Source organism: uncultured Bifidobacterium sp., assembly GCF_945269915.1.
GTDB classification, from domain to species: Bacteria; Actinomycetota; Actinomycetes; order Actinomycetales; family Bifidobacteriaceae; genus Bombiscardovia; species Bombiscardovia indica.
Window position 1 is genome coordinate 1 of the sequence record NZ_CALYOY010000030.1, and the last position, 26,617, is coordinate 26,617.

At 59.6% G+C, this 26,617-nt stretch carries 18 protein-coding genes and 1 tRNA gene; 11 read left to right on the forward strand and 8 right to left on the reverse strand.

The annotated features are described in order from the left end of the window. Positions 1 to 31: 31 nt before the first annotated feature. The 3 genes from Q0K62_RS06375 to Q0K62_RS06385 all read right to left on the reverse strand — a co-directional run bounded on the left by Q0K62_RS06375 (position 32) and on the right by Q0K62_RS06385 (position 3,452). Positions 32 to 119, reverse strand: a tRNA-Ser gene (locus Q0K62_RS06375). A 143-nt stretch (positions 120 to 262) separates the two neighbouring features. Beyond that, complete coding sequence (locus Q0K62_RS06380) at positions 263 to 1,705, reverse strand: catalase (protein ID WP_297317143.1); 1,443 nt, start codon at positions 1,703 to 1,705, stop codon at positions 263 to 265. A 319-nt stretch (positions 1,706 to 2,024) separates the two neighbouring features. Then, on the reverse strand, positions 2,025 to 3,452 hold the full coding sequence (locus Q0K62_RS06385; protein WP_297317144.1) for an Nramp family divalent metal transporter: 1,428 nt from the start codon (positions 3,450 to 3,452) through the stop codon (positions 2,025 to 2,027). Between the two features lie 269 nt (positions 3,453 to 3,721). On the opposite strand from Q0K62_RS06385, the gene Q0K62_RS06390 reads away from it, so the two are divergent. Further along, positions 3,722 to 4,450 carry a metal-dependent transcriptional regulator gene (locus tag Q0K62_RS06390; RefSeq protein WP_297317145.1) on the forward strand — a complete coding sequence of 243 codons (729 nt, stop codon included), beginning with the start codon at positions 3,722 to 3,724 and terminating at the stop codon, positions 4,448 to 4,450. Positions 4,451 to 4,499: 49 nt separating this feature from the next. On the opposite strand, the gene Q0K62_RS06395 is transcribed toward Q0K62_RS06390, so the two are convergent. After that, positions 4,500 to 4,994 (reverse strand): hypothetical protein, encoded by a 495-nt coding sequence (locus Q0K62_RS06395; RefSeq protein WP_297317146.1) that lies wholly within the window; start codon positions 4,992 to 4,994, stop codon positions 4,500 to 4,502. 150 nt (positions 4,995 to 5,144) lie between these two features. Here Q0K62_RS06395 and Q0K62_RS06400 point away from each other — a divergent pair, with 150 nt between their 5' ends. The 8 genes from Q0K62_RS06400 to Q0K62_RS06435 all read left to right on the forward strand — a co-directional run bounded on the left by Q0K62_RS06400 (position 5,145) and on the right by Q0K62_RS06435 (position 19,035). After that, a complete protein-coding gene (locus Q0K62_RS06400) occupies positions 5,145 to 7,133 on the forward strand; it encodes a DUF6541 family protein (protein ID WP_297317147.1) in 1,989 nt (662 codons plus the stop codon). A 332-nt stretch (positions 7,134 to 7,465) separates the two neighbouring features. After that, on the forward strand, positions 7,466 to 9,622 hold the full coding sequence (locus tag Q0K62_RS06405) for an RICIN domain-containing protein (protein WP_297317148.1): 2,157 nt from the start codon (positions 7,466 to 7,468) through the stop codon (positions 9,620 to 9,622). Between the two features lie 216 nt (positions 9,623 to 9,838). Continuing rightward, complete coding sequence (locus Q0K62_RS06410) at positions 9,839 to 10,525, forward strand: glycosyltransferase family 2 protein (protein WP_297317158.1); 687 nt, start codon at positions 9,839 to 9,841, stop codon at positions 10,523 to 10,525. Between the two features lie 175 nt (positions 10,526 to 10,700). Further along, entirely contained in the window at positions 10,701 to 12,230 is a 1,530-nt protein-coding gene (locus tag Q0K62_RS06415) for a DUF2142 domain-containing protein (RefSeq protein WP_297317149.1), read from the forward strand. Between the two features lie 68 nt (positions 12,231 to 12,298). Beyond that, a complete protein-coding gene (rfbB, locus tag Q0K62_RS06420; RefSeq protein ID WP_297317150.1) occupies positions 12,299 to 13,318 on the forward strand; it encodes a dTDP-glucose 4,6-dehydratase in 1,020 nt (339 codons plus the stop codon). Positions 13,319 to 13,411: 93 nt separating this feature from the next. After that, a complete protein-coding gene (locus tag Q0K62_RS06425) occupies positions 13,412 to 14,863 on the forward strand; it encodes a bifunctional dTDP-4-dehydrorhamnose 3,5-epimerase family protein/NAD(P)-dependent oxidoreductase (RefSeq protein WP_297317151.1) in 1,452 nt (483 codons plus the stop codon). Between the two features lie 127 nt (positions 14,864 to 14,990). After that, positions 14,991 to 15,881, forward strand: coding sequence for a glucose-1-phosphate thymidylyltransferase RfbA (gene rfbA / locus Q0K62_RS06430; RefSeq protein WP_267430760.1), 891 nt, complete (start codon positions 14,991 to 14,993; stop codon positions 15,879 to 15,881). A gap of 10 nt (positions 15,882 to 15,891) precedes the next feature. After that, positions 15,892 to 19,035, forward strand: coding sequence for a rhamnan synthesis F family protein (locus Q0K62_RS06435; RefSeq protein ID WP_297317152.1), 3,144 nt, complete (start codon positions 15,892 to 15,894; stop codon positions 19,033 to 19,035). Positions 19,036 to 19,052: 17 nt separating this feature from the next. Here the strand turns inward: Q0K62_RS06435 and Q0K62_RS06440 are convergent, their stop codons facing one another. The 3 genes from Q0K62_RS06440 to Q0K62_RS06450 are packed head-to-tail and all read right to left on the reverse strand — an operon-like array spanning position 19,053 to position 22,040. After that, complete coding sequence (locus Q0K62_RS06440) at positions 19,053 to 19,958, reverse strand: LicD family protein (RefSeq protein WP_297317153.1); 906 nt, start codon at positions 19,956 to 19,958, stop codon at positions 19,053 to 19,055. Next, a complete protein-coding gene (locus Q0K62_RS06445) occupies positions 19,948 to 21,198 on the reverse strand; it encodes an ABC transporter ATP-binding protein (RefSeq protein ID WP_297317154.1) in 1,251 nt (416 codons plus the stop codon). The genes Q0K62_RS06440 and Q0K62_RS06445 overlap by 11 nt, the downstream gene beginning before the upstream one ends. A gap of 2 nt (positions 21,199 to 21,200) precedes the next feature. Further along, entirely contained in the window at positions 21,201 to 22,040 is an 840-nt protein-coding gene (locus Q0K62_RS06450; protein WP_297317155.1) for an ABC transporter permease, read from the reverse strand. Positions 22,041 to 22,227: 187 nt separating this feature from the next. On the opposite strand from Q0K62_RS06450, the gene Q0K62_RS06455 reads away from it, so the two are divergent. Next, a complete protein-coding gene (locus tag Q0K62_RS06455) occupies positions 22,228 to 24,513 on the forward strand; it encodes a hypothetical protein (protein WP_297317156.1) in 2,286 nt (761 codons plus the stop codon). Next, positions 24,500 to 25,396, forward strand: a complete 897-nt coding sequence (locus tag Q0K62_RS06460) for a glycosyltransferase family 2 protein (protein WP_366515892.1) — start codon at positions 24,500 to 24,502, stop codon at positions 25,394 to 25,396. Before Q0K62_RS06455 ends, Q0K62_RS06460 begins: the two co-directional genes overlap by 14 nt. An 18-nt stretch (positions 25,397 to 25,414) precedes the next feature. Here the strand turns inward: Q0K62_RS06460 and Q0K62_RS06465 are convergent, their stop codons facing one another. Next, positions 25,415 to 26,452, reverse strand: coding sequence for a glycosyltransferase family 2 protein (locus tag Q0K62_RS06465; protein ID WP_297317157.1), 1,038 nt, complete (start codon positions 26,450 to 26,452; stop codon positions 25,415 to 25,417). Positions 26,453 to 26,617: the final 165 nt, after the last annotated feature.

The window sequence follows — 26,617 nt, forward strand, 5'->3', positions numbered from 1 at the left end:
AAAAACCCGGACCGCGGTCCGGGTTTTCCGGTGGCGGAGGATACGAGATTCGAACTCGTGAGGGCGTGAACCCAACACGCTTTCCAAGCGTGCGCCATAGACCACTAGGCGAATCCTCCAGGCGATTCCTGGCCATGCGCTCAGGGAGCAGGGACGGCTGCGAATCGCAACTTTGCCATAATAACACGAGGGGCGGAAGGGGGCCAGTCAGCGCGGCGTGAAGTCGACGCCTGTCCAGTCCCCGTCCGGTGCGGCCCGGCAATTACCGGATCTGGTCCATGGGGAGACCCAGGGCCTCGGCCACGCGCTGACCGTAGTCAGGGTCGGCCAGGTAGAACTGCCTGGTCTCCAGGACCTTGATCTCCTGGTCATCAACGGAACCCAGGGCCCCCTTGATGGTCTCGATCAGACGGTCCTTCTCCTCCGGGCTCATCAGCCTGTAGAGGCGGCCGGCTGCGGAGTAGTAGTCCGTGTCATAGGGGCGGGAGTACTCGGTCTGCCCCTGGACGGCATCCCCGTGCATGCGCGCATCATGGTCCTCCACGGGGCCACCCTTGCTGTTGGGTTCGTAGTTGACCGAACCGTCCTGACCCTGGGCCATGAAACCGTCGCGCTCGTAGTTGTGGACCTCGTTGACGGGGCGGTTGATGGGCAGCTGCTCGTAGTTGGCGCCCAGACGGTAGCGTTCGGCATCCTTGTAGCCGAAGAGGCGACCCTGGAGGAGCTTGTCGGGCGAGGGTTCGATGCCGGGCACGAAGTTTGCGGGCGAGAAGGCCGCCTCCTCCACGTCATCGAAGTAGTTGGCGGGGTTGGTGTCCAGGACGAACTCGCCGATTTCGATGCGGGGGTAATCCTTCTTGGAGACCACCTTGGTCACGTCGAAGATGTCGTCCTTGTAGTCCAGGCCCTCCTGGTAGGGCAGGATCTGCACGCAGACCTTCCACTTGGGGTAGTCGCCCCGGTCGATGGCGTCGTAGAGGTCGTGCAGGAGGTAGTCCGTGTCCTCGGAGGCGGCCTTGGCGGCGGTCTCGTTGGTCATGTTCTCCACGCCCTGCTCGCTCAGGAAGTGGTACTTGACCCAGAACTGCCCACCCTGGGCGTTCACCCACTTGAAGGTGTGGCTCCCGTAGCCGTTCATGGTCCGGTAGCTGGCCGGGTTGCCCCGGTCGCCCATCAGATAGGTCACCTGGTGGACCGTCTCGGGGGAGTGGGACCAGAAGTCCCACTGCATCTCCTGGCTGCGCAGGTGGGTGGCCGGGTCGCGCTTCTGGGAGTGGATGAAGTCGGGGAACTTCAGGGGGTCGTTGACGAAGAAGACGGGGGTGTTGTTGCCCACCACGTCATAGTTGCCCTCCTGGGTGTAGAAGCGCAGGGCGAAGCCGCGCACGTCGCGCAGGGTGTCGGGGTAGCCCGATTCGCCGGCCACCTGGGAGAAGCGCAGGAGGATGGGGGTGGTCTTGCCCGCCCCGTTGAATACGTCGGCCTTGGTGTAGGCGCTCATGTCCTTGGTCAGGGTGAAGGTCCCCTTGGCCCCGGCCCCCTTGGCGTGGACCACCCGCTCGGGTATGCGCTCGCGGTTGAAGTGGGCCAGCTTCTCCAGGAGCTGGTAGTCCTGCAGAAGAACCGGCCCGCGGGTGCCGGCCGTCTGGCTGTGGTTGTTGTCGCCCCAGGGTTGCCCCTCATTGGTGGTGAGTCTATCGTTCATACCTGCTCGATTCCCTTGACGTCCTTGGACGTGGACGATCGATGGATCCCCTCACGGACCGGGTCTGCGACCCCGCTCCAGGTCGACTCGTCGGTCGCTGATGCGGGACTCTTGTGACGTCCCGATGCCATCCACACTATCCGTCAGGGAAAAGGAAATGATGGATATGCACGCTATATAACCGTCGGATATGTCACGATTCGAATAGGTCACATATGAGGATGCGGTTTATCGGGGAACTGGTCGCCTGAAAGTCGCCGGGGCACTGCCTCCATCCGTCTGGGAAGGACGGCAGGCCATTTCAGAGTATCTGCATCATTCAGAGCATCTGCATCAGTTCGCCCACGTCCTGGATGACCAGCTGGAGATTCAGCCCGGTCAGGACCGCCACGATGATCCAGGCGAGGAAGGCCATCCATCGTGGGTTGGCGTACTTCCCCATGATCTTCCGGGAGGAGGTGAACCAGACCAGGGGGACCATGGAGATGGGCAGGGCCACGCAGAGGAAGACCTGGGAATAGACCAGGAGGCTGTCCAGGGCGGATTCCTTTCCACCAAAGGCTATGGTGCAGACAAGGACGGGGATGATGGAGATCACGCGGGTGACCAGGCGGCGCAGCCAGAGGGGAATCCGCATGCGGATGAAGCCCTCCATGACGATCTGCCCGGTCAGGGTGCCGGTGATGGTCGAGTTCTGTCCGGAGGCCAGGAGGGCCACCGCGAACAGGGTGGAGAGGAGGCCGGATGCCACCGGTCCGGCGATGGTCTTGTCGCCCAGGGCGTTGTAGAGGGAGGTGAAGGTGTCCAGCCCCTCGCCGTGGCCGAAGAACATGGCGGCTCCCAGGACCAGGAGGAGGCAGTTGACGATGAAGGCGGCGGTGAGCTGGATGTTGGAATCCCAGGTGGCGAACCGGACCGCCTTGGAGACCTGACTGTCGTCATTCCGGTCGAAATCGCGGGTCTGGACGATGGAGGAATGGAGGTAGAGATTGTGGGGCATGACCGTGGCACCGACGATGCCCAGGGCCATGGTCAGCTGCCCTCTGCCCAGGATTGCCGGATTGGGGACGAATCCCTCGAACATGGCCGGGACGTTGGGCCGGGCCAGAACCACCTCGTAGACGAAGACCGCCATGATGACCAGGATCAGGGTGGCCACGATGGCTTCGATCCGTCGGAATCCGATTCTGGTCAGCAGGAGGAGGATCAGGACGTCCAGGACGGTCAGGGCCACACCCAGGACCAGAGGGATGCCGAAGAGGAGCTTCAGGGCTATGGCCCCGCCGATCACCTCGGCGATATCGGTGGCCATGACGGCCAGCTCGGTACAGATCCAGAGGAGGAAGCTGAGTTTGCGCCCGGTGTGCAGCCGAGTGGCCTGGGCCAGGTCCAGGCCGGTCACGATGCCCAGCTTGGCCGACATGTATTGGAGCATCATGGCAATCAGACTGGAAATCAGGATGACGCTCATGAGGAGGTAGCCGTACTGGGCCCCTCCGCCTATGGATGTGATCCAGTTGCCTGGGTCCATGTAGCCCACGGCCACCAGGGCTCCGGGGCCTGAGAAGGCGGCCAGATTCCTCCAGAAGGAGGCGCCGGACTTGGGCACCGCCACCGTGGCGTTGATCTCCTCCAGGGAGCGTCCGTTGGCGGTCTCGACGATGGAGTGACCCCGATTGTGGTCGGCCTGCCCGGTGCTTTTATGGGGCAGGGACTCCACTGCCTGTCTTGCCTCTGATTTCAGCATGGCGCCTTCCTTGAGTCTGACCTGTTTACCGATCGACGTAAAACTTCGACCCTTAGAAGTTTAATGCTGTCACATGAATATTTCCATACCTTTGAAGTGACCAAGCTGTGACCCTGCCGACATCGTGGCAGGCCGCCAGCGTTGCCCGGACCGCTCACCTTCCCAAGATTGGTTGCAACCCCATGTGTGTACATTCCCGGAAGTGGGGTCAATCCCGCTCGGGCACGCAGACGAAAGGCCATGAATCACCTTGATATACACTATGCAACATGGATGTCACGCAGCTTTCCGCCAATGCCCAGGACTATCTGAAGGTCATCTGGGACCTGCAGGAGTGGGACGACGGCCCGGTCCAGCCAACCGCCGTGGCGGAGCGGACGGGGATGAAGCAGTCGACCGTCTCCGGCGCGCTCTCCCGCCTGGTCGATGCCGGTCTGGTGGAGCACAAGCCATACAGGAAGGTGGGACTGACCCCGGCCGGAAGGCGCTCGGCCGTCACCATGGTCCGCCGACACCGCCTTCTGGAGACCTTCCTGGTGGAGGTGCTTGATTACAGCTGGGACGAGGTGCACGAGGAGGCCGATGCCCTGGAGCACGCCGTCTCCGACAAGATGATCGAGAAGATCGACCGATACCTGCATCATCCCACCCAGGATCCGCACGGCGATGCCATACCGACCGAAGCGGGGACCATCCCCGACATTCCCCGGACGAAACCACTCTCCCAGGTGGAGGAGGGCCGCACCGTCCGGGTCCACCGGGTCAGCGACGAGGATTCCGGGATGCTCAGATACCTGAGTGACCACGGAATCGGGCCGGGGAGCCTGCTCCAGGTGGTCTGCAAGAGGCGCGAGGAGGATCCGGTCATCCTGCGGTTGGTGACCGACTCAGAAGATCGTCCAGATCGAACTGCTCCGGACGGGAGAGACGAATTGAGGTTGGGGTTGGCCCAGGCGGCCTTGATCCAGGTCGGTTCACCTGGCACAGGTCGGGCCTGAATCCCCTTTCGCGGGGCCGGATGCGCCAAGCAGGTAGGGTGTGGGCCTCCTAGGCCTCCACCCGTTCCGGACCGGAATCGAGCTCCGCCTCCTTCTTGGCCACCCGCTTGGAATCGATCCGGTAGTGGGCGTTGAAGATGCCGCCAGCGGTCAGGACGATCACCAGGCCGGCCAGGATCCAGACGTTTTCGACCTCGTACTGCTCCAGGAGCTCGTAGGCGGAGGTAATCATCTTCAGCCAGCCGGCCAGGGCCACGAAGTACCAGGCCGTGGCCTTATCCAGGAAATTGACGGCCTGGCGGCGCTCGTGTTTGGTATCGGCCGCCTCACGGAGGATATTGTTGCCGCGCATACGCTCCTTATGGACCTTGAGGGGCGGAATCAGCCACCACCAGGGGGAGACCGGCTTCCAGCGCTTGCTGATCTGCTCGAATTCCTCCAGCAGTGCCTTGAACTCCCTGAGCTCCATCAGTCCCTGATAGAGCGGGAAGGAAAAGAGCAGCCAGTCGCCGATCAGGGAGATAACCGCAATGAAATTCGACATGCCCATGAACCTTTCAGGTGTGGTTTGTCATTATTCGGTAATCGTATCTCCCCGGATTGCAGGCGCGGTCCTGTCCGGGCGGAGGGTGCCGGGGGGGGGGCGACCTGCGTGTAGTCTCATATGCAGTTGTGGCCCTACAGGAGGATGGATATGACGTCTCGGACAGTCGACGCGGCAGACTCGGCCAAGCCGGTCGGGTTGGGCCTTCCTTCTGATGCCGCTCTCTCCCGCACGACCCGGCCCGGATTCTCCAGGTCCACCTGGATGGTCCCCATGGCCTCTTTGGCCGGGGTGGTCATGGCCCTTGGGCTGGTCATCGCCTGGTTTCCCAAGACCTGGGAGATGTGGAACCTTCCCATCCAGGCGATCGATGCCCCCTCCCACTACTACTTCATCCGCAAACTCCTCAGGGACGGGCTCTCGGTCGCCTTCGAGCTGAACCCCAACGATTCCTTCTATCCACCCCTCTTCCACCTCCTGGTCTGTGGCCTCATCAAGGTGGCCGGTCTTTTTGGTATCTCCGTCAACATCTTCACCGGCCTCAACCTGGTTTGGATCATCACCTCGGGTCTGGTCTTCCCGGCGGGGATGCTGCTCTGGTGCTCCTACTTCTTCTCCGATCTGCCCAGGCCGCAGGTTGCGGGGATGTGCCTCACGGTGCCGATCCTTTCGGTTACATCGGCCGCCTTCCCGTTCTGGTTCTTCGACGCGGGGCCGCTCTTCGCCTATGGGTTGGCCACTTCCCTCCTGCCCTTCTCCCTCTATGCCGGGCTGAGGCTGATCGATGCGATCGCGGATCGGGGGAAGCGGGATCGCGGGGACAGGGGTCTGGGCTTCCGGGTGCCGGTCAACCTGGTGCTGGTCATCCTGATCCTGCTGGCCCACCCGCGGATCGCCTTCACCTATGTGGTGTTGATGGTCTTCTTCATCCTCTTCAGGCTCTCCTGGAAGTTCATCGCCTGTACGGCAGGATGCGGCTGCCTGGCTGCGGCCCTGTTCGCCGCCTATGTCATGTACCGGGATCACGGGAAGAACTACCTGCACCCGTCCACCTGGTTCCATACCTTCCAACCGACCAGGAGCCTGCCGGGTGCCCTGGGTGTCCTCTTCGCGGGGAACCTGTCAGGGCCGGCCGGTCTGATCATGGCGGTGTGCGTCTGCCTGGCTCTGGCCGCCTCGCTCCTGCTGAGCGGTCGGCGTTTCCGGGAGGGGCTGTCGCTGGTCCTCTCCTTCCTTCTGGTCGGAGTGATTTATGTGTGCAGCGCTGCGGTTTCCGGCCCCTTGGCCAATATTCTGACCGCCGCCTGGTATCGGGGGGAGACCAGACCCCTGGCCATGCTGCCCCTGGCGATCATTCCCCTTCTGGTCTTTGGGGCCCGATGCCTTCTGGATCCGCACCCGGTGAGGTGGAGGCGCGCGGAGGAGGCCCAGCCGACGGACGAATCGGCCGTGGCATCGGATGATTCCGGTGAAGCGAATCTGGTTGCAGGGTGGTCCTCTGGCCTGGTCCGGGACCGGCCTTCGAGGGTGCTCGGGGTCGCCGCGCTCTCCCTTGCCCTGGTTGTGGCCGGGAACGTGTCCAACCCCATCAGGGTGGACCTGGCCCGACAGGCCGAGGCCAATGCCGTCCTGGACAGGGACGACCCGCACGCGCAATTGACCAGGGCCAAGTTCAGGGTGCTGACCACCATCAGGGATCGGGTCGGCCAGGATGATGCGGTGATCATTTCCGACCCCATGAACGGGTCCATGTATGGAATGACCCTGTATGGCCTCAACATGCTCTATCCGGTCTACAACCCCATGGACACCAAGAACGGCAAGGTCTTCGGGGAGGTCGAGCTCTCCTTCGACTCCGGCGACTCGGACCGCCTCCTGGCCACGGTCTGCCCGGTGGACCCCAGCTATACCCGGCACGGTCCCGGTGGTGCCGGCAGGGCCCCGAAGTACTTCCTGACCATGGGGCCCCAGGCGCCCGACCTGCAGATGTTCACCTACAAGGCCCAGTACGACCCCTTCCACAAGCAGGAACTGATCGACGGCTATGTCCGCTCGGGGGCCATGCAGAAGGTGGAGGACTTCGGCACACCCGCCGGTGACGGAGAGCCTTGGGCCCTCTACCGGTTCGCCTGCAGGTAAGAGGGCACCGGTCCTCTCCCCGGTCCGCCTGCACAGGGAATACTTGGTGTCCCTGGACCCTTTTTGCAGATAAGACTGGCTACGCCAAGGTGCCGGCCCCTCTGCATGGGGGATGGGAGGGAGCGCAGGCGGATCATGGCGGCCCCCTCTGCCTGGAGGTATGGGTGACATGGTTTGCGAATCTTTCGTTCTCTTCCTTGCTGGGTCGTGGCTTCATGCGGAAGCGCGAGTAGTCTGAGAACCTGATGAGACGCGACCTGTGAAGGTTTTCGATGGTGGGGTTGCCTCGCCTCATGGGGACCGATTGGTCGCCGGAACAAGGAGTGTGACTGGTGTCAGAGTCGGGGATGCGATGGGAAAGGCATCTGGGCAGGGCCTGCGCGGTCGGAACCGCCCTGGCCCTCTTGGTCTTCGTACCGTTCACGGGCGTGCATCGGGCCCAGGCGGCCGGGCTGGAAGGCCGGTCGGGTGATCAGACCTATGCCGCCACATCCGAGACAGGGGACGCCATTCCCCAGGACATGCTCCCCGACTCCATTGATGACTCCATCCCTGAAAACGCCACAGTGGTGGCCAAGAATGTGGCCGTGACCGACCAGGGTGACGTCAAGGACATCAGCACCGGCGAGCCCGTGACCGATAAGACGGTGGTCGGCACCCCGGACCGTCCGGCCGACCCTCTGGCCAAGACCGGGGGGAGGAGCTTCATCCCGGTTCCCGTCAAGGAGGTCAAGGAGCAGCTGGACCAGTCCGCCCGGACCCGGTCAGCCAAACCGGCCGCCGCCCATGAGCAGACCGGCGGGGATCAATCCGCAGCGGTGCACGATGGTGTCTATCACCCGCAGGGCAGGTCCGGGGCCGTGGCGAAGCCCATGGCCTTGGGCAACAACGGATATGGGGCGCACTGGGGTACCTATCAGGGCACCCAGGCCTTCTTTGAAGGCAACGGCACCCTCTTCGCCCAGCAGGCCAAGGGTGTCGTCGACGTGTCACAGTGGCAGGGACGAATCGACTGGACGGCCGCCCGCAATTCAGGTGTCGAGGGGGCCATCATCCGCATCGGATACGGATGGGGGAACGGCTACGACAATACGGCCCTGTACAACATCAAAGAGTGCAAGCGTTTGGGCATCCCCTTCGGCATCTACCTCTACTCCTACGCCTACGACGGCAATACCGGCTGGGCTGAAGGCGATGGCACGGTGGACCTCCTGCGCCGCGCAGGTGTGAGTCCCGGCGATCTGGCCTACCCGGTCTATTACGACCTGGAGAACTGGGTCTGGGCCGGTCATGCGCCGCCGACCTCCCCGGCCGTGTATGACGGCATCGTCAACGCCTGGTACAACCGGCTCCAGTCCGCGGGTTACAACAAGCTCTCGGTCTACTCCTACACCTTTTATCTGAACTCGGCCCTGAACAGCGGCAACATCCGTTCCAAGACCCACTGGGTGGCCAGTTACGGTTCGCGTACGGGTTTCAACTTCCCCGCCAACCAGCGCTGCTGGCAGTACGCGGATGATGGCAGGGTCGGCGGCATCTCCGGAAGGGTGGACTTGAACGCCTGTGGCAACAAGGATGCCGTTACGGGTGGGGTGGTCCTCTCGCCCTCTGACAGGCTGACCGACATCACCGAGGGCGACTACTACATCGGGTCTGCCTTTGCCGACAGGTATCTGGATATCGAAGGCGGCAGCTTGAATGACGGAGCCCAGGCGGTCATCTGGCTGCCAACGAATGGGGCCAACCAGCTGTATCATGTCAAGCCGGTCGGAAACGGTACATACACCATCATCTCCAAGAACTCGGGCAAGTCCCTGGACATCAGGGGCGGATCCATGCAGCGGGGGACCTCAATCATCCAGTATTCCCTGAATTCCGGGGCCAACCAGCGATGGTCCTTCTACAAGACGGCTGATGGGTATGTCTATATCGTCTCCGCCCTGGGCAACGGGAGGAGCCTGGTTCTCGATATCACCTGCGGGAGTTCGTCTCCCGGCTCCAAGCTCGAGATATGGTCTCCGAACGGGGGGAGAAACCAGCGTTTCAGGCTCATGCAGGCAGCCAATATGCCTTCGGGCAAGGCACAGATCTCCAGCACCTTCGCCCGCGGCAACACCATGGATGTGCCGGGGCAGAGCAGGAGACCCGAGACCGCCATGCAGACATGGAGGCCCAACGGTTGCGATAATCAGCGCTTCATCTTGGAGTACCGGGGGAATGGCCGTTATGCCATCAAGAACGTCCTCTCGCAAATGTACGTGGACATTCAGTACGGATACCAGGGTGACGGGGGCAGAATCATCCAGTACCCACGAACGAACGGAGCGAATCAGCTCTGGTACCTGCAGAAGTATCCCCAGGGATATGCCTTGCTCAGCGTCTCCAACAACAAGGCCATCGATATATCGGGTATGAACAACAATCCCGGTGCTCCCCTCATAACCTATACCTTCCTGGGGCAGGGCAACCAGAAGTGGACCATCAGATAAGTCGGTGACCGTAACCATGGAGGCGAAGAATCCCGCGGCTGTGCCATTCATCCGGCTTGTTGTTCCGGCTATCAGAGGAAACAGACGTGTACGGTATGATTTGAACGTGGTGCTGACGGTTCTTGCCGGTCCCTTCCTTCAGGGGCGTTATGGCAGTGGGCAGGGCATGAAAAGGAGTAACGGGCAATGATAAACGAGTCGACGATTTCCTTGGTCATGCCTTGCCGGAATGAAGCAAGGCATCTGGCTGGAATGGTTGCCGATATACCTGATTTCTATGATGAAATAATCTGCGTCAGTAACAAGTCCAGTGATGATACCGTCAAGCTTGGCCGGGAGCTCGAGAAGAAGTATCCGCGTTTTACCATGCTGATTGATGATCGTTCGGCTTCGGGGATCGGTTATGGATACGCCCATATGACCGGTATCGAGCACTCCAAGAGCGATATCGTGGTGTGCGCTGATTCGGATTGCACCTATCCGGTCGAAGATGTTCCGCAGATTCTTCAGACCATGGAGAAGCGCGGCCTGCAATTCGCCTCATGCACCAGATACCCCGACTCGGCCATTCCATTTACCTTGCAGATGGGTGTGAAGGTGCTGAACTTCGAGATGTTCCTCCTGTACGGGGTGACTATTCATGACTCCCTCTCGGGAATGTGGGTTTTCGAGCGAAAAGTGGTCCCCTCCCTCCATCTGACCGAGGGGGATTGGAATCTGTCTCCCCAGATCAAGCTCAACGCCCATAAGTACCTGGGTCGGTGCTTCGGTGAGGTCAAAATCACCCAGAAGATCAGGCAGGGCGAAACCAAGCAGAGTTATCTGAAGACGGGGTTCGGGCACCTGATGTGGATCGCCAAGAATCGTTTTGTGCAGCGGAAGGGTATCCAGCCCGCCGATTGAGACCATCTCAGGCCTTTCTCCTGGACCGTCTTGGCGGAAGCCATGAAGATGCGCTTCACCTGGTGCCTATGAATCCCTGTCTCGATATACTGGAATCGTGCTCGTCGGCATCCGCTTTCGAGGCGCTATGCAGAAGCGTGTGGGCACGTACCCGGGCCGTTCAGATGGGATAGCGATGAAAGATAGAGCCAAGCATAAATCGGTCATGGACCTTGTGCTGAGACCCGAATGGGTCTTCCTTGTCCTTTTCCTCGTGTTTTCGACGGCTGCCACCCTCCTGGTGCCCATGGGAGCGGGCCCGGACGAACCTAGCCATATCGCCAGGGTCGAGCAGATCGCTGATGGGGTTATGGTGACGCCGACCATCGAGGCCTCCCAGGTTGACCGCGACCTTGCGAAAGTGGCGGACACCTCCCAACCGGTTTATGGCGGTTTCCAGGATTACGGTCTGATACATACGGCCGTGCAGAACATGAGGTCCTATCAGGGGCTGATGAGTCTCTATTCCTTCCCGGCCTGGTCGGCGTCCAACCTTGTTACGGGGGATCGGTTCGGTGAACAGCGGGTTGGTTTCGCTTTTTCCAACAGTGCTGTCAATTCGCCACTGGTCTACCTGCCCCAGGTACTGTTCTTCCGCCTGGCGGGGCTCTTCACCCACAGCGCCTGGTGGCTCATCTTTGCGATGCGGATGGGGGGGATTCTGACCCTGGCCCTGGCCATATTCCTTTGCATACGGGCCATCCCGGTCGGCAAGTGGTTCATGGCCGTCTTCGGCATTCTGCCCAGCACGATTCTGACCAACACGGCCTTGACCGCGGATACGATCACCACGGTCTGTTGCCTGGCCCTGATCACCGCCTTCATGGTTGCATGGATGCGTGAAGGACCGGTATCACGGTTGACCTGGGGCGTATTGGCCGTCTCGTCAGTGAGCATGGGGATGGCCAAACTCAGTTACCTGCCCTTGGTGTTCCTGCTTCTCCTCCTCCCTATGGTGCGTCCCGAGCTCAGAACAAGACGAACCTGGGCATGGGTGGGTGGCATCGTCCTGGCCTCCCTGGTCATCTTCCTGGTCTGGTATATGCAGATCGGCGGTGTCAATACGGGCGTCCTGTTCGATTCAGCCGTCAAGCCCGCCCAGCAAAAGAAATTCATCCTTGGCCACCCCCTCTTCTATGCCAAGAACGAACTCAGCCTCTTCCTGATGATGGACTTTTTCCAGGTATCCAACTTCGGCATTCTCTCCATGCGAGGGACTTCCCTGGAATGTGGCTGGATCTATCTCATCTTGATGGCCATCGCCCTGTTCGTGCCTGATCCTCGAGAACGGCCTCTGAACGAGGGGAGGAGTGGCATCTGGTGGGTGATTTCTGCTTTCATACTCGAGTACCTGGTCATGTTCGTGCTCATTTCCACGGCGCTCTACCTTCAGTTCACCCCGGTCGGGGCACCCTACATCGCCGGGGTGCAGAATCGTTACTTCGTACCAATCATGCCCCTGCTCCTGTTGAGTGTCCTCCTCCTGGCCAGGTGGATCCTCGCTCCGCGGATCGACCCTGAACCAGGTGAAGTGCGGCTTGCGGCGGCCGAGAGCCGGGACCGGGTCCTCATCCGGATCCTCTCCTCTGGGATGGCCATATCGATTCTTGTCATGATGCTGAATCTGCTCAGGGTCGTCTATGACAAGGGGATCATCATCCGATGACCATGCGGTGTTTTGGCCCGCGCTCCCTACAAGTGTGAAGACGTCGACTTGCAGTAGCATGGGATGATATGACAGAGAAACTTGCCTTGAAGAACATTATCGTCACTGGTGGCTGTGGTTTCATCGGTTCCAATTTCGTGCGGTACGTGGTCAGGAACCATCCCGAGGTTCACGTCACGGTTATCGATGCCTTGACTTATGCGGGCAACATCGAGAACATCGCAGGGCTTCCAGAGGATCGGGTGGAATTCGTACACGGGAATATCTGTGATGAGGAACTGCTGAACCGGGTGGTTCCCGGGCATGACGCCATCGTGCACTATGCGGCGGAATCTCATAATGACAACTCGATAGCGAATCCGGAACCCTTTGTCCAGACCAATGTGGTCGGGACCTTCCGCCTGATTCAGGCCGCCAGGAAGTTCGACATCCGTTACCATCACGTCAGTACCGACGAGGTATACGGCGACCTGGCCCTGGATGATCCTGCAAGGTTCACGGAGGAGACCCCCTACCACCCCTCCTCCCCTTACTCCTCGACCAAGGCCTCCTCCGATATGCTGGTCAGGGCCTGGTTCAGGACCTTTGGTCTCAAGATGACCATTTCGAACTGCTCCAACAATTATGGTCCATATCAGCATGTTGAGAAGTTCATTCCCCGTCAGATCACCAATATCCTGGAGGGTATCCGACCCAAGCTGTACGGTGACGGACTCAATGTCAGGGACTGGATCAACACCGAGGATCACTCGTCGGCCGTATGGACCATCCTCACCCAGGGCAGGTTGGGTGAGACCTACCTGATCGGTGCCGATGGTGAGCGCGACAACATCACGGTCTTGCGCGACATCCTGCGGGTGATGGGCAAGGACGAGAACGATTTCGACCACGTCAAGGACCGGCCGGGCCATGATCGCCGCTATGCCATCGACTCCTCCAAGCTCCGCAGGGAGCTGGGTTGGACTCCGGCCCACACGGACTTCGAGTCAGGTCTGAGGGAAACAATCGATTGGTATCGCAGTAATCGGCAGTGGTGGGAGCCTGTCAAGGCCGCCACTGAGGCCCGGTACAGCCAGCAGGGGCAGTGAGACTGAACCCCCGGGGCGGTAGAACAGGATGCTGGGAGGGGTCTATGCTCCTACCTGGCTTTCTGATTCACGAGGAAAGGTAATGACGTACATATGCCTATGGAATTCGAAAAGGAACTGAAGGCGCAAACCACCAATATTCCCGGTCTTCTGGTTTTCGACCTGCCGGTGCACGGCGACAACCGAGGGTGGTTCAAGGAAAACTGGCAGCGAGCCAAGATGACCTCCCTGGGTCTGCCTGATTTCGGCCCTGTGCAGAACAACATCAGTTTCAACGCCAAGAAGGGTGTTACCAGAGGGATTCATGCCGAGCCCTGGGACAAGTTCATTTCCATCGGTGCCGGGGAGATTTTCGGAGCCTGGGTGGATCTGCGACCCGGACGGACCTTCGGGCAGGTCTTCACCACCCGCCTGGATCCTTCCAAGGCCATCTACGTGCCCAGGGGTGTGGGCAACAGCTTCCAATCCCTTGTGGACGGCACCGTGTACACCTACCTGGTCAACGCCCACTGGTCCCTGGAGCAGAAGAAGACCTATACTTTTGTCAATCTCGCCGATCCCGACCTGGACATCGACTGGCCCATTCCGCTGGAGCAGAGTGAACGCAGCGAGGCCGACATGAACCACCCCATGCTCAGGGATGTCAGCCCGATGAAGCCCAAGCGCACCCTGGTCACCGGATCCAGGGGTCAGCTCGGTTCAGCCATACAGCGGTACGTCACTGAGCATAATCTGACTGAATTCGAGTTTACCGACATCGACGGGTTCGATTTCTCCGATTCACGGGCCTACGACCGTTTCGACTGGGACCTGTACGGCACCATCATCAACGCCGGCGCCTACACTGCCGTCGACAAGGCTGAGACCGCAGAGGGCAGGAAGGTGGCCTGGAAGGCGAATGCCCTCGGTCCCTCCCTGCTGGCCCAGGTGGCCCAGCGTCATCAGATCACCCTGGTCCATGTGTCCAGTGACTACGTCTTTGACGGAACCCGGGAGGAGCACGGGGAGGACGAGGACTTCTCCCCACTGAATGTCTACGGGCAGACCAAGGCCGCCGGAGACATAGCCGTGGCCGCCGTACCGCGCCACTACATCATCCGTTCAAGCTGGGTGATCGGTCAGGGGAACAACTTTGTCAGGACCATGATGCGGTTGTCCGACAAGGTGGCTGACCCGGATGACGCCCTGGACCAGGTCACCGTCGTCAATGACCAGTATGGTCGATTGACTTTCACCGATGACATGGCCGAGGCCATCTTCCACCTCCTGGATGGACAGGCGCCCTATGGCGCCTACAATCTGACAGGGTCCGGCAGGATCCGCTCCTGGGCCGATATCGCCAAGGAGGTCTTCAGACAGACCAATGGAAATGATGACAAGGTGCGGCCGGTGACCACCGAGGAGTACTACGCCGGTGCCGATGCCCCGATCGCCCCCCGGCCCGTTCACAGCGCCCTGAAACTGGACAAGATCGAGCAAACCGGGTTCCGTGTTCCCGACTGGGAAGACTCCATGCAGAGGTACATCGGCCAGGTCAAGTCCTGAGCATAACTGAATGCGGGGGAACGGCAGAGATACATCCCGACCCTTTCCGGTGCCAAGGGTCGGGTACTAGGCTGTTCCCTATTGTGCCTAGTGTCTGTATGAAGTTCGCAAAGGAAGGCAGCAGTCGATGAAAGGCATCATTCTTGCAGGTGGGTCGGGTACCAGGCTTTATCCGCTCACCACCGTCACATCCAAACAGTTGCTACCTGTATACGACAAGCCGATGATCTACTACCCGCTCAGCGTCTTGATGATGGCGGGCATCAAGGACATCCTGCTTATCTCCACACCACAGGACCTGCCCAACTTCAAGCGCCTGCTCGGCTCCGGGAAACAGTTCGGCATCAACCTCTCCTACACTGTGCAGCCCAGTCCTGACGGGCTGGCCCAGGCCTTCATCCTCGGTGAGGACTTCATCGATGGTGAACCCTGCGCCCTGGTTCTGGGCGATAACATCTTCTACGGCAACGGTCTGGGGAATATCCTCAGACAGGCATCCAGAACCATCGATGGTGCTGTGGTCTTCGGCTACTATGTCGATGACCCCCAGCGGTATGGTGTCGTCGAATTCGATGAGCAGAAGAAGGCCGTCTCCATCGTGGAGAAGCCGGAGAACCCTGCCTCCAACTATGCCGTGACCGGTCTGTACTTCTATGACAGCCGGGTCACTGAGCTGGCCAAGCAGGTCAGGCCGTCGGCACGCGGCGAGTTGGAGATCACCGACCTGAACAGGATGTATCTGGAGATGGGCCTCCTGAATGTGATGACCCTGGGGCGTGGATACGCCTGGCTGGATACGGGTACCATGGACTCGCTCTATGAGGCAGGTGAGTTTGTCCGGACCGTAGAAAGGGCCCAGGGTCTGCCGATTTCCTCCTTGGAGGAGATTGCCTTTGAGAACCGTTGGATTTCCCGAGACCAGCTTTTGGAGTCCGCCAAACGTTATGCCAAGTCACCCTACGGCCAGCATCTCATACAGGTTGCGGAAAACAGGGTGATTTCACGGCCGGATGACTGAGATGGAGACCATGCCCAAGTTTTCAGTGGTGATTGCCGCCTGCAATGTCGAACCCTATATTGGTCAGTGCCTGAGAAGCCTGCAGGCCCAGACCTTCGCGGATTTCCAGGCCATAGTAATCAATGATGCCAGCACGGATGGCACCAGGGACGTCATTGAGGGAATCATATCCGACGACTCGCGGTTCGTTCTCGTCGACAAGACGGAACGGGAAGGGTCGCACCTGGCCAGGAAAACCGGAACGGGCTTGGCCGAGGGGGCCTGGACGCTCTTCCTTGATGGTGATGACGAGCTGAAGGAAGACGCCCTGTCCGTCCTTGAGGCCCATCTTTCCTCCCTGCCTGAGAATCAGCAGCCTGACATGCTTCGCTTCGCCCGGTCCGTCCTGCCCGAGAACCCCGAGTTGGTCGAGGAGGCCAAGACCGTTGAGGCCAGCTTCAACGTGCGCACGGATGGCCTGCTCAGGGGTGGGGAGATACTCAAGTCCGTATTCTCGGATGGCGACGGCCACCAGCGGGGTTCCTGGTCGATTATCTCCATGGCCGTCAAGACGGATGTGCTCCAGAAGGCCTTCGGCGCGACGACGCAAGCGAATCTGGGCAGGATCGAAGACGCCTACGAATTCTTCATCCTGGCCGATACCGCCGAAACCTACGCCTACTTTGATTCGGCTCCCCTATATCTGTATCACTGGGGAAGGGGCGTCACCGGTACCGAAAAAATCACACTTGACTGTTTCGAGCACAACCTCAAGGGGATTGCGGCCACGCTCCATGAGATGGAACAGTACTGCCAGCGTTCCGATTCTCAGGACGTGCAGGATTGCTGGACCTGGCTCTGCCGCAACTTCCCCAGGCACATATCCACCGATATGGTCCTGAGGGTCAGCGTCAAGGATGAGCATGATGCTGCGATTGCCTTCGCCAGGACCTGGGGTAGCCAGGTTGCTTGTGGTGAGTTGGCGCGTCTGATCGGCGACAGGGCCAGGCAGGTGCTGAAGGACGGCAAGGCCATCGGCGTCAAGGATGAGTTGTGGAGATTGCTCGGCTTCTATCAGGAGATCGAGGAGGGTCTTACCTGGCCCAGCCTCAATGATGCCCTCTACGGGGAGTACTATGCCGAGATGATTCACGAGGCATCCGACCTGGTGGATCAGGTGCGCAGCACAGCCGGGGTTTCCCCAGCGCTGACCAAGGCCGCTGTCAAGCGGTTGGCCATCTTCTGCTTCTACGATCCCAAGGGCCACGCGTCCTCCTACATCGAAACCCTGTTGACCGATCTGATGCGTAACGTCACGGATCTGATTGTCGTCGCCAACGGGAGCATGGACCAACCCTCACGTGAGCTCTTCCAACGGTTCACCGACAGGATCATCGTTCGGGAGAACATCGGTCTGGATGCCGCCGCATACAAGGAGGTCATGCTGGGCCTGGGCTGGGATGCCCTGACTCAATATGATGAGGTCATCTGCATGAACGACACGGTTCTGGGGCCTGTCTATCCTTTCGCCGAGATGTTCGCCGAGATGGATGCCCGTGATGTGGACTTTTGGGGGATTACCGCCTACCACAGCGAAACCGTCAACAACGAGTTCATCCCCACCCACCTTCAGGCTTACTGGCATGTCTACCGGAAGTCCTTCATCCAGACCCGCGACTTTCAGGAGTACTGGGAGAACCTGCCGGTGTGGCGCTCATACGCCGATGTGACCCATAAGCACGAGATTCCCTTCACCGCCCACTTCGTCGATCTGGGGTATTCCTGGTCGGCCTATGTGGACGAGGAGAAGTATAGGGCTGTTTCCTCTTACCCCCTCCTGTATTCTCCCGTGAATCTGGTCAGGGACGACCGGTGCCCGATCTTCAAGAAGCGTTCCTTCTTCGTGGATTATGACACCATTTTCGACCAGACCGCAGGGCAGCCCGCCATGGATCTGTATGACTACCTGCGCGACCATACCACCTACCCGACCGATCAGATCTGGGATGCCATCCTCCCCAATTACAACATTGAGGACATTCGCAAGGCCCTTCATCTGACTTACATCCTGGCCAACGAGTCGAATGGCGCCGTAACCGATTCGGTCATGAAATCGGCCTTCATCTACCATATCTACTTCCTGGATCTGCTTGATGAGACCTACCGGTACATCAGCAGGATTCCTGAAGAGACCGACATCTACGTCACCACGACCAGCGACAAGATCGACAAGGTCGACCAGTATCTCAAGTCCCGTGGCTTCAGGCGGCCGGTGCATTTCATTCCCGTCCAGAACCGCGGTCGGGATGTTTCCGCCCTCCTTGTGGGGGCCAAGTCGGTCATCCTGGACGGGGGGTATGAGGTCGTGGGTTTCGCTCACGACAAGAAGTCCAGCCAGAACCAGGAAACCGGACATCATGGCACCGAAACCCAGGGGTTTGCCTATAAACTCATGGAGAACACCCTGGGTAGCACCCCCTTCATCCGTCGTGTGCTGAACCTCTTTGAACAGAATCCTCGGTTGGGTATGCTCTCGCCCCTGCCGCCGTATCATGCCCTCTATTTTGCGCATACCCTGCCCGCCGATTGGGGGCCCAACTTCCTGAACACCAAGAACCTGCTTGAGCAGCGACTGCACCTGAGTGCCCCCATGGATGAGTCCAAGGCCACCATGTCGGCCATCGGGTCCTGCTACTGGTTCCGGGTGGCTGCCCTGAAGCCGCTGTTCGCGGCCAACTGGCAGTATGAGGACTTCCTTGCCGAGGGTGAGATGGGTGTGGACGGGTCCATATCGCACGCCATCGAACGCGTCAATGGCTACGTGGCTCAATCCCAGGGGTACTACCCCGCCTGGGTGCTGAATGACCGATACGCCAGGTTGGAGGTCGACTCCCTCCTCTACACGACCAATTCCCTGATCCGGGCTATGGGGCCGGCTCGCAACGGCGAGACCCTGCTGGCCAACTGTGATTCACTCAGGCGGAGCATCAAGCCGTCCCGTCGATACTCTCGGGCTTTGAGAAGGAAGGTGCATCGGGGGCTCCGGATTGTGGCCAAGTACACCGTCAGACCCCTGCCTGAGCCGGTCCAGTCGGTCATCTACCGGACGGCATGGTTTCCGCTGATAACCTACCGTCGTCTACGTGACGGTCTGCGCAGGAGGCTTCGGGGCTGACTTATTGGCGGCCCCGGTCAGGGGCGTTGCTGATAGTAGGAACAGGGCTTGTCCAAATCCACCAGGGCGTTGGCGATATGGTGTGAATCGGCCTCGGCCTCATACCTGACCTGGGTCTGCGCATTGGGAACAAAGCCGTACTGGCTGGTCAGGATGTTCTCATACCCGATGGGGAGCCGGATGGTGGTGTCCTCGAAGGGCACGGCGGTATAGGAATCCCAGCTTGATTTCAGCGTCTTCCAGAAGTTCCTGCTGCGGTACATGCCGTACCGGGGGAAGGTGACATAGGTCGAATCATCGAAATCGTGCGATTGACGCATGGTCGCCAGCCGGGATGCGTACTGCTTGGCGTAATACTTCAGCGGGTGCATCTGGATCCAGGCATAGGCCAGGGCACGACGGATGCGATTGGGGTACAGCCAGGCTATGGTGTCGGGGTAGAGATAGGTCTTGCCGAACTTCCGTACGAGGTCGTAGCAGTAGAGCTTTTCGACCGTCTTGTACCAGGATCGGCGCTGCTCCAGGGCATCCGGGGCGCCGTCGATCGGTTCTATGTCGATGAAGACCCCGGTATAGCACTCGGGGAAGCGCAGGAGGATGTTTGAAACATAGGTTGTGCGCTTGTCGTGGAGCTTGATGAAATGGTAATCGGCGTGGTCGCTCTCCAGTCCATCCATGATTCCCAACCAGGAGGGCAGGATGGCGGGCGCCTCACGCTTGAATCGCTCGTAATCCGGCCGGGGCATGTTGATGTCCAGATCGTCGTCCCAGGGGATGAATCCCTGGTAAAGCAACGCACCGACTGTGGTGCCGCCCGAGGAGTAGTATCGCAGACCCAGGCTGTCGCAGGCCTTGACGAACTCCTTGTATACGTTCAGAGCAAGGTCTTGTATGCGCTTGATCTCTTCAATGTCAGATTCCATGGGGTCCATCGTGCTTCATGTCGACTGCCGCATATTTCAGCAGGGCGTAATCGGTGCCCTTGGCATCCTCGCGGATGGAGAAGGAGCAGGAATTCTCCTCGTTGGTGAAGGCCACCATGTTGGTGTGGTCCTCATCGGCCGGGTCCTTGACGCGGAGTGAGGCCGTTATCTGGTAGTTCCCGTTGTTGAACATACGCAGGGGGAGGCTGAAGTGCATTTTCTGTCGCCCCTGGCCTCCCACGCCCATCTTCATGGTACCTGAATCGTAGGGGATCCCGCCCCGCCTCGCGTCGAGCATGGACAGGGCCATGAAGAAGGGCTCCTGCTTGGTGAATTCGTACTCCACGTCGAACTCGAATGATTCCTGGCTGGTCAAGACGACCTTGGATTGTGGTACGCACCTGAGCAGGGGAACCGTGTCGTTGAGACCCTTGGGGTGTCCGTTGGTGCCGATCTTCCCCTGCTTGCCGGACTTGCTGTTCAGGCTTTCCAGATTCTCCTGGGTGTAGAGGTTGGCGGCCTCGTCCTTGTCCCCGTTGACGATGATGCGACCGTCACGGATCAGAATCGCCTTGTTGCAGTATTTCTTGACCGACTCCATCGAATGGGTAACCAGGATGACGGTCTTGCTGCGGTCCTTCTTGATTTCATTGAAGAAGTTGTTGCACTTGGTCTGGAAGGCTTCATCGCCGACCGCCAGAACCTCGTCCAGGACCAGGATGTCGCCCTGGGCCTTGATGGCGACCGAAAAGGCCAGCCGGACCTGCATGCCGCTGGAGTAGTTCTTCAACTTTTGGTCCATGAAGTCTTCAAGCTCGGCGAATTCGACGATGTCGTCATACATGGCCTCGACTTCCTTTTCGGAGAAGCCCAGGAGGGCACCATTGAGGAAGACGTTCTCCCGTCCGGTGAGTTCGGGATTGAACCCGACGCCCAACTCGATGAAGGGAACCAGCTTGCCGTGTACCTGGATGCTGCCCGAATTGGGTGTGTAGATGCCGGAGATGAGCTTGAGCAGGGTGGACTTCCCGCTCCCGTTTCTGCCGACGATGCCCAGGAAGTCGCCCTTGTGCACCGTGAAGCTGATGTCCTTGAGGACTTCCTGGTCGCGGTAGCCCTTGATGCCACGGGTCCAGTTGATAACGGCCTGCTTCAGACCGCTGGCCTGCTCGGTCGGAAGTCTGAAGGACTTGCTGACATGATCTACACGAAGGGCGATATCGGAATCTTGATGAGTCATGGTTAGAGAATCTCTGCAAACTTGTAGTTGTACCGACGGAAGAGCGAGAAGCCGATGCCGAAGATGACCACGGTGATCAGAATCGGGATGATCTGGATATACCAGCTGTTGACCATGGTCCAGACGGTGGGCACGTTCTCCGGGGAGATCAGGTTATGACGCACGTCCATGATGGACTGGGCGGCGGGGTTCATCAGCATCAGCTTGGCGATGGTCTTGCCGTGTTCCGGGCTCATCTGCTCGATCATGGTGATGGGGTAGATGATGGGCACCGCATAGAAGAGGGCCTGCAGGACCACCTCCCAGATATGTTGCATATCCCGGAACCATACGTATAGGGTGGCCAGGATCATGGATACGCCAAGCGCCAGCACATAGAGTTCCCCGATGTTCAGGAATACGAAGACGATGCGCCAGGTGAAGTGTGCGTGGGAAAAGAGACCGAAGATGATGACGACGACCATGTTGATGGCCAGGCTGATCAGGGAACCCACGGTTGCCGCCACGACGGTGATGTACTTGGGGAAGTTGATCTTGCGGAGGATATCTCCCTTGGTGACAACCGACTGCATACCCATGGTGGTCGCCTCCGAGAAGAAGTTCCAGAGGCTGATGCCGCACAGCAGGACGATGGGGTAGGTGGGGGTTCCATCGCTGAACTTCAGGAAGCGCACAAAGACCACGTACATGACGGCAAAGAGCATGAGCGGCTTCAGGACCGACCATGCGACGCCCAGCCAGGACCCCTCGTATCGCAGCTTGAAGTCCGTCTTTACCAGTTCTTTGAGCAGGATCCAGGAATACCGGTACCTGCTCACCAGTCGTTCTTTTATTTGCTCCACAAAGAGACCAGTGTATCAGCGGTACAGGTTCTGTGGACCGTACGAGAACCCTTGCACAAGACCCCCATCGAAACACATCCCGGTTCAAGGTCCTTGATAGATTGGGAGCTCATCTTGTGTTGGTAATGGAATTCAATTCAAAGGCGGACCGCAAGGGTCTGTCATGAGTTGCGGCGGGAGTACTGTGATGACCGAGATCCGAATGGGCAGGCGGTTCGACAGGCTGTTCCTCGCGGTGGGGCTGGTTGCCTCGTCGCTGGTGGCCGCCCTTTACCTGGAGATGTTCCATGAGGTGGTCAGGACCGAACATACCTCGGTGGGGACAGGTCTCTTCTACAACCAAATCACTTCACGTGTGGTGTTCAGGGTCCTTATCCTCTTCCTGCTGTGCCTTCTGGTGCTTGGTCTGCTCCTCTTTCCAGGCAGGCGTCTGCTGAGGCTGGCCCATCGGTACAGGTGGCCCCTGGCCATCGCGCTGATCGCCCTTCTGACGGTATGCAGGATAAGCGGTTCCTCAGTGGCCTACATGGCCAACTATGTGGGCGGCGAGACCTTCCGTGGCACCCTCTTCGGCATTCCCCGAGCCATCCGGAGTGATGAGTGGAATGTGTTCACCCCCCTCGCTTTTTCCCAGGCCTACAGCGGTTATGCCGCCACCTCGCCCCTCCCGAGGGCCATGCCTACGAATGTGACCATGGTCTACGCCCAGCCGGCATGGGCCTTGGCTACGATTTTCCGGCCCTTCCTCTGGGGTTTCATCGTGCTGGGCAGCGAGATGGGTCTGGCCTTCTTCTGGAGCGCCCGCCTGGTCCTGCTCCTTCTGGTCTCCTATGAATTCGGGCGCTGGTTCACCCATGATGACCGCTGGCTCTCGGCCGCCTACGGCCTGCTCATGGGATTCGCCCCCATCGTTCAGTGGTGGTTCGCCGTCAATGGCATGGCCGACCTCTTCATTTTCGGACAGGGTGCCGTTCTTCTCTTCGCCAGGTACCTGACGACACCCTCCACCCCGATGCGGTGGTTGGTGGGCTTCCTGGCCGCATACTGCCTGGGGGGATTCATCATGGTTCTCTACCCGGCCTCGCAGGTTCCACTTGTCTACGCCTTTGGCGCTATCTGCCTGTGGACACTCATCCACTACTGTCTTGGACAGCGTGCTGCCAAAATCACCGGTAGTGCCGACGGCAGGTCTTTCGTCGCTCAGGCAGCGCCTCTGGTCACCGCCTGCATCGTGGTTGTCGTTTGCGTGCTTGGGGCCCTTTATCAGGCGCGCGATGCCATTCGTTCAGAGAGCTCCACGGTCTATCCGGGCAATCGCCTGAGTACGGGAGGAGGCATCCTTCCTGCCCTGATGGGGTATGGCGCCAGCATATTCTCCCCCCTGGAGGCCCAGAACGTACATCCGAACGCCCCGGAGCAGGCCCTCTTCTTCAGCCTCTTCCCGGTCGGATTGCTTTTGGGCATATACGCGGTCTGGAAGACCAGGGACGGCCTGTTGGCCGCTCTTCTTGCAGCTGATGCCTTCATCTATATCTATGGAATATGTGGCCTGCCCGAGTGGCTCTGCCGCTTGACCCTGATGAGCAGGGCGACCACGGGCAGGATGAAGCTGGCTGTCGGCATGATTGAACTGATTCTCATCTTCCGGTCAGTCACGGAATTGAGATTGGCCAGAGCCAGACGCCAGAGGGAAACCGTGGTGGCTGAGGCGGGGATGAACGCCCCTGCCGAGCACGGGTCGCCGAAGAGGACGTCACTGCTCAGCAGGCCGGTTCCCGCCATGCTCGCCTGCCTGGCCGGCTCCCTCCTGATCGCAATGGGTGCCGGGTTCTCATCCACCTACCATCTCCGGATGCTCTATCTGGTCATGCTCGTCCTGGTCGTCTTCTTCATGTTGGCCGGTCTCTGGGGAGTCGTGTTCGGCCGCGCCTACGCCAGGCAGGTTCTGGTCTCCTCCCTGGTGGTCGTCGTTCTGGCCGGCGGGTGCGTGAACCCCGTCCAGCAGGGCGCCCGAACCCTGGCCAGCAGCCCGGTCATATCGATGGTGCAGAGCAAGACCATCCATCAGGACTCCGGGGAGGGCGGTAAGGTGGCTGTCCTGGCCGATGATTCCGTGATGGGCCAGGCGCTTATCGCCAATGGCGTTCCGGCTCTCAATTCCCTCAACGCCTTCCCCGCACTGGACCGCTGGCACAAAATCGATCCCAACGCCCGAAAGGAACACATCTACAACAGGTATGCCTACGTTGATGCAGAGGTGACCGGGAAGAAGACTTCCACCTTCTGGTATATCGGCGCGGATCACTTCGGCGTCCGTCTGGCCGTCGATGACCTTCCCAAGGTGGGCGTCACCCACATCCTCACCAAGAAGAATCTGGATACACTGGGTTCAGCCAGGGTTCATTTGGAGAAGATGGGCAAAACCGATGAGTGGAACCTCTACAAGGTTGAACAGGCCAATGGGGCGGACTGAGCAGAAGATGGCCGCAGAAGGGGAAATGGATGCCTCGACCATGTCGGTGGCGGCGGGGATGGTGACCTACAACCCTGATCTTTCAGACTTGGAGACCAACATTCCGTCCATCCTGGATCAGTGCGGCCACCTGGTGATTGTGGACAATGGTTCGGAACGAATCGAAGCGATGGAAGCCTTGTGTGCACGGTATTCCAACCTTGTCCTGATCAGGAACGGGAGGAACCTGGGAATAGCCGCTGCCTTGAACCAGGTCTTTGCCTGGGCCGGGAACCGGGGCTTCCGGTGGGTACTGACCCTGGATGACGATTCTTGTCCGCCCGGTACGATGCTGCAGGAATATCGCGAGTATCTCGCCCACACCACCGGTAAGCGGGTGGGCATCGTGTGTCCTCTTCTGGAAAATCGCCGGGATGGGACGGTCTTTCACAGTAAACGTTCAGAGGATGAGTGCATCACTTCGGGAAGCCTGACCAGTGTTGAGGCTTGGCGGTCATTGGGTGGCTTTGACGAGTGGCTCTTCATCGACGGGGTCGATTTCGACTTCTCCAGGCGCCTGGTCTCCGCAGGGTATTCGATTGAGGAATGTCGGTCCGTGCTCATGCCCCACCAGATAGGTCAGAGTCGCACCATCCACATCCTGGGGAGAAATCCAATCATCTGGAACCACTCGGCCTTCCGCCAGTTTTATATCCAGCGCAATGCCATCTATATCGACTACAAGCTCGGGACCTATTCCCTGGCCTCGTCTCTGCGGAGGTTCCTCAAAGACCTGGTCTTCGTTCTGATCTGGGAAGATGACAAGCGGGCCAAGGTGTCATCCATGGTTCGCGGGTGGAGGGCCGGGATGGCCAAGATTCGCAGGATGAAGCACCCCTCCTGAGGGTGGGTGGAACAGCGGTCAGGCCATGTTCTTGACGCGTTTGTCGTAGACGGCCTTCTCCAGGGTTCTGATTCCTCGCAGGAGCTGGCAGCGAAGTCGTTGAGCGGGGCTGAGTCCCCGCAGGGCCTCTGCTGTTCTTTCCCTGTCCTGGTTCAGTCTCTCCACTGCCACCTGATCCCCTGATTCGGCGATGGCCCACTGTTCGTACCGCAGGTTTCCCATGAGGGTGTAGTAACTGCGTGCCGGTGTCACTCCCGCCCTGCGGCAGATGGCCATGTTCTCCAGGGCGGCCTGGACATGATCGCTGTAGAAGCCGGCATTTTGCCGCCGATGGGTGACGGAATCCGGCCGTTGCAGCCAGTTGTACAGGTTCACATCGATATCGGCAACCCTGTCCATGCGGCTGTAGAGCTGCCCCGCCACGGCGGTGTCCTGGGCAAACCGTCCCTCGGGGAAGCGGATACCCTCCCAGACCCGGGCGCGATACAGCCGGCACCAGTTGGCTTCATTCAGGTATCGTGCCTCCTCATGTCTGCCGACCAGGTCGCCCAGTATTCTCAGACTCCTGCAAAACACATTCTGGTAGGCGGCCAGCGGGTTGCAGAAGACCGTGACCGATGTGGGGTCGGGAGCCCCTGCCCCCGCACTCTGCCTTATCTGATCCATGCGGGACGGACCGAACTGCTGCCATCGCGCCTTGCTCATATCGGCATCCGTGCTCCTCAGGGCGTGGAGGAGGAGCTCGAGATTGCGGCGGTCCAGAATGTCATCATTGTCGACGAAGGCTATGTATTCGCCCCGAGCCAGGTCCAGGCCGGTGTTCTGTGCCCGGGCTATGCCCCCGTTGGGCTGATGCACCACCCTGACCCTTGGGTCCCTGGCAGCATACTCGTCACAGATTGCGGGCGAGGAGTCCTTCGACCCGTCGTCGATCAGGATTGCCTCCAGATTCCCATTGGACTGGGCCAGTACCGAGTCGAGGCAGGCGGGCAGGTAGTCCTCGGCCATGTAGACCGGAATGATTACCGAAACCAGGGCATTCGGTTCATGAATCATGGTGTCTATTCTACGGAGAAACCCTGATGAGGGCGATTGTACCGGTCCCGCCGATGGTGTAGATTGATGAGTTGTCTGTCCGGTACATGCCCATGCGCGTGGGTGCATTACGGACCAGGTGCTACACCCTCCTGTCACGGAAAGTCCGTGACCGTTAGGTCCAAA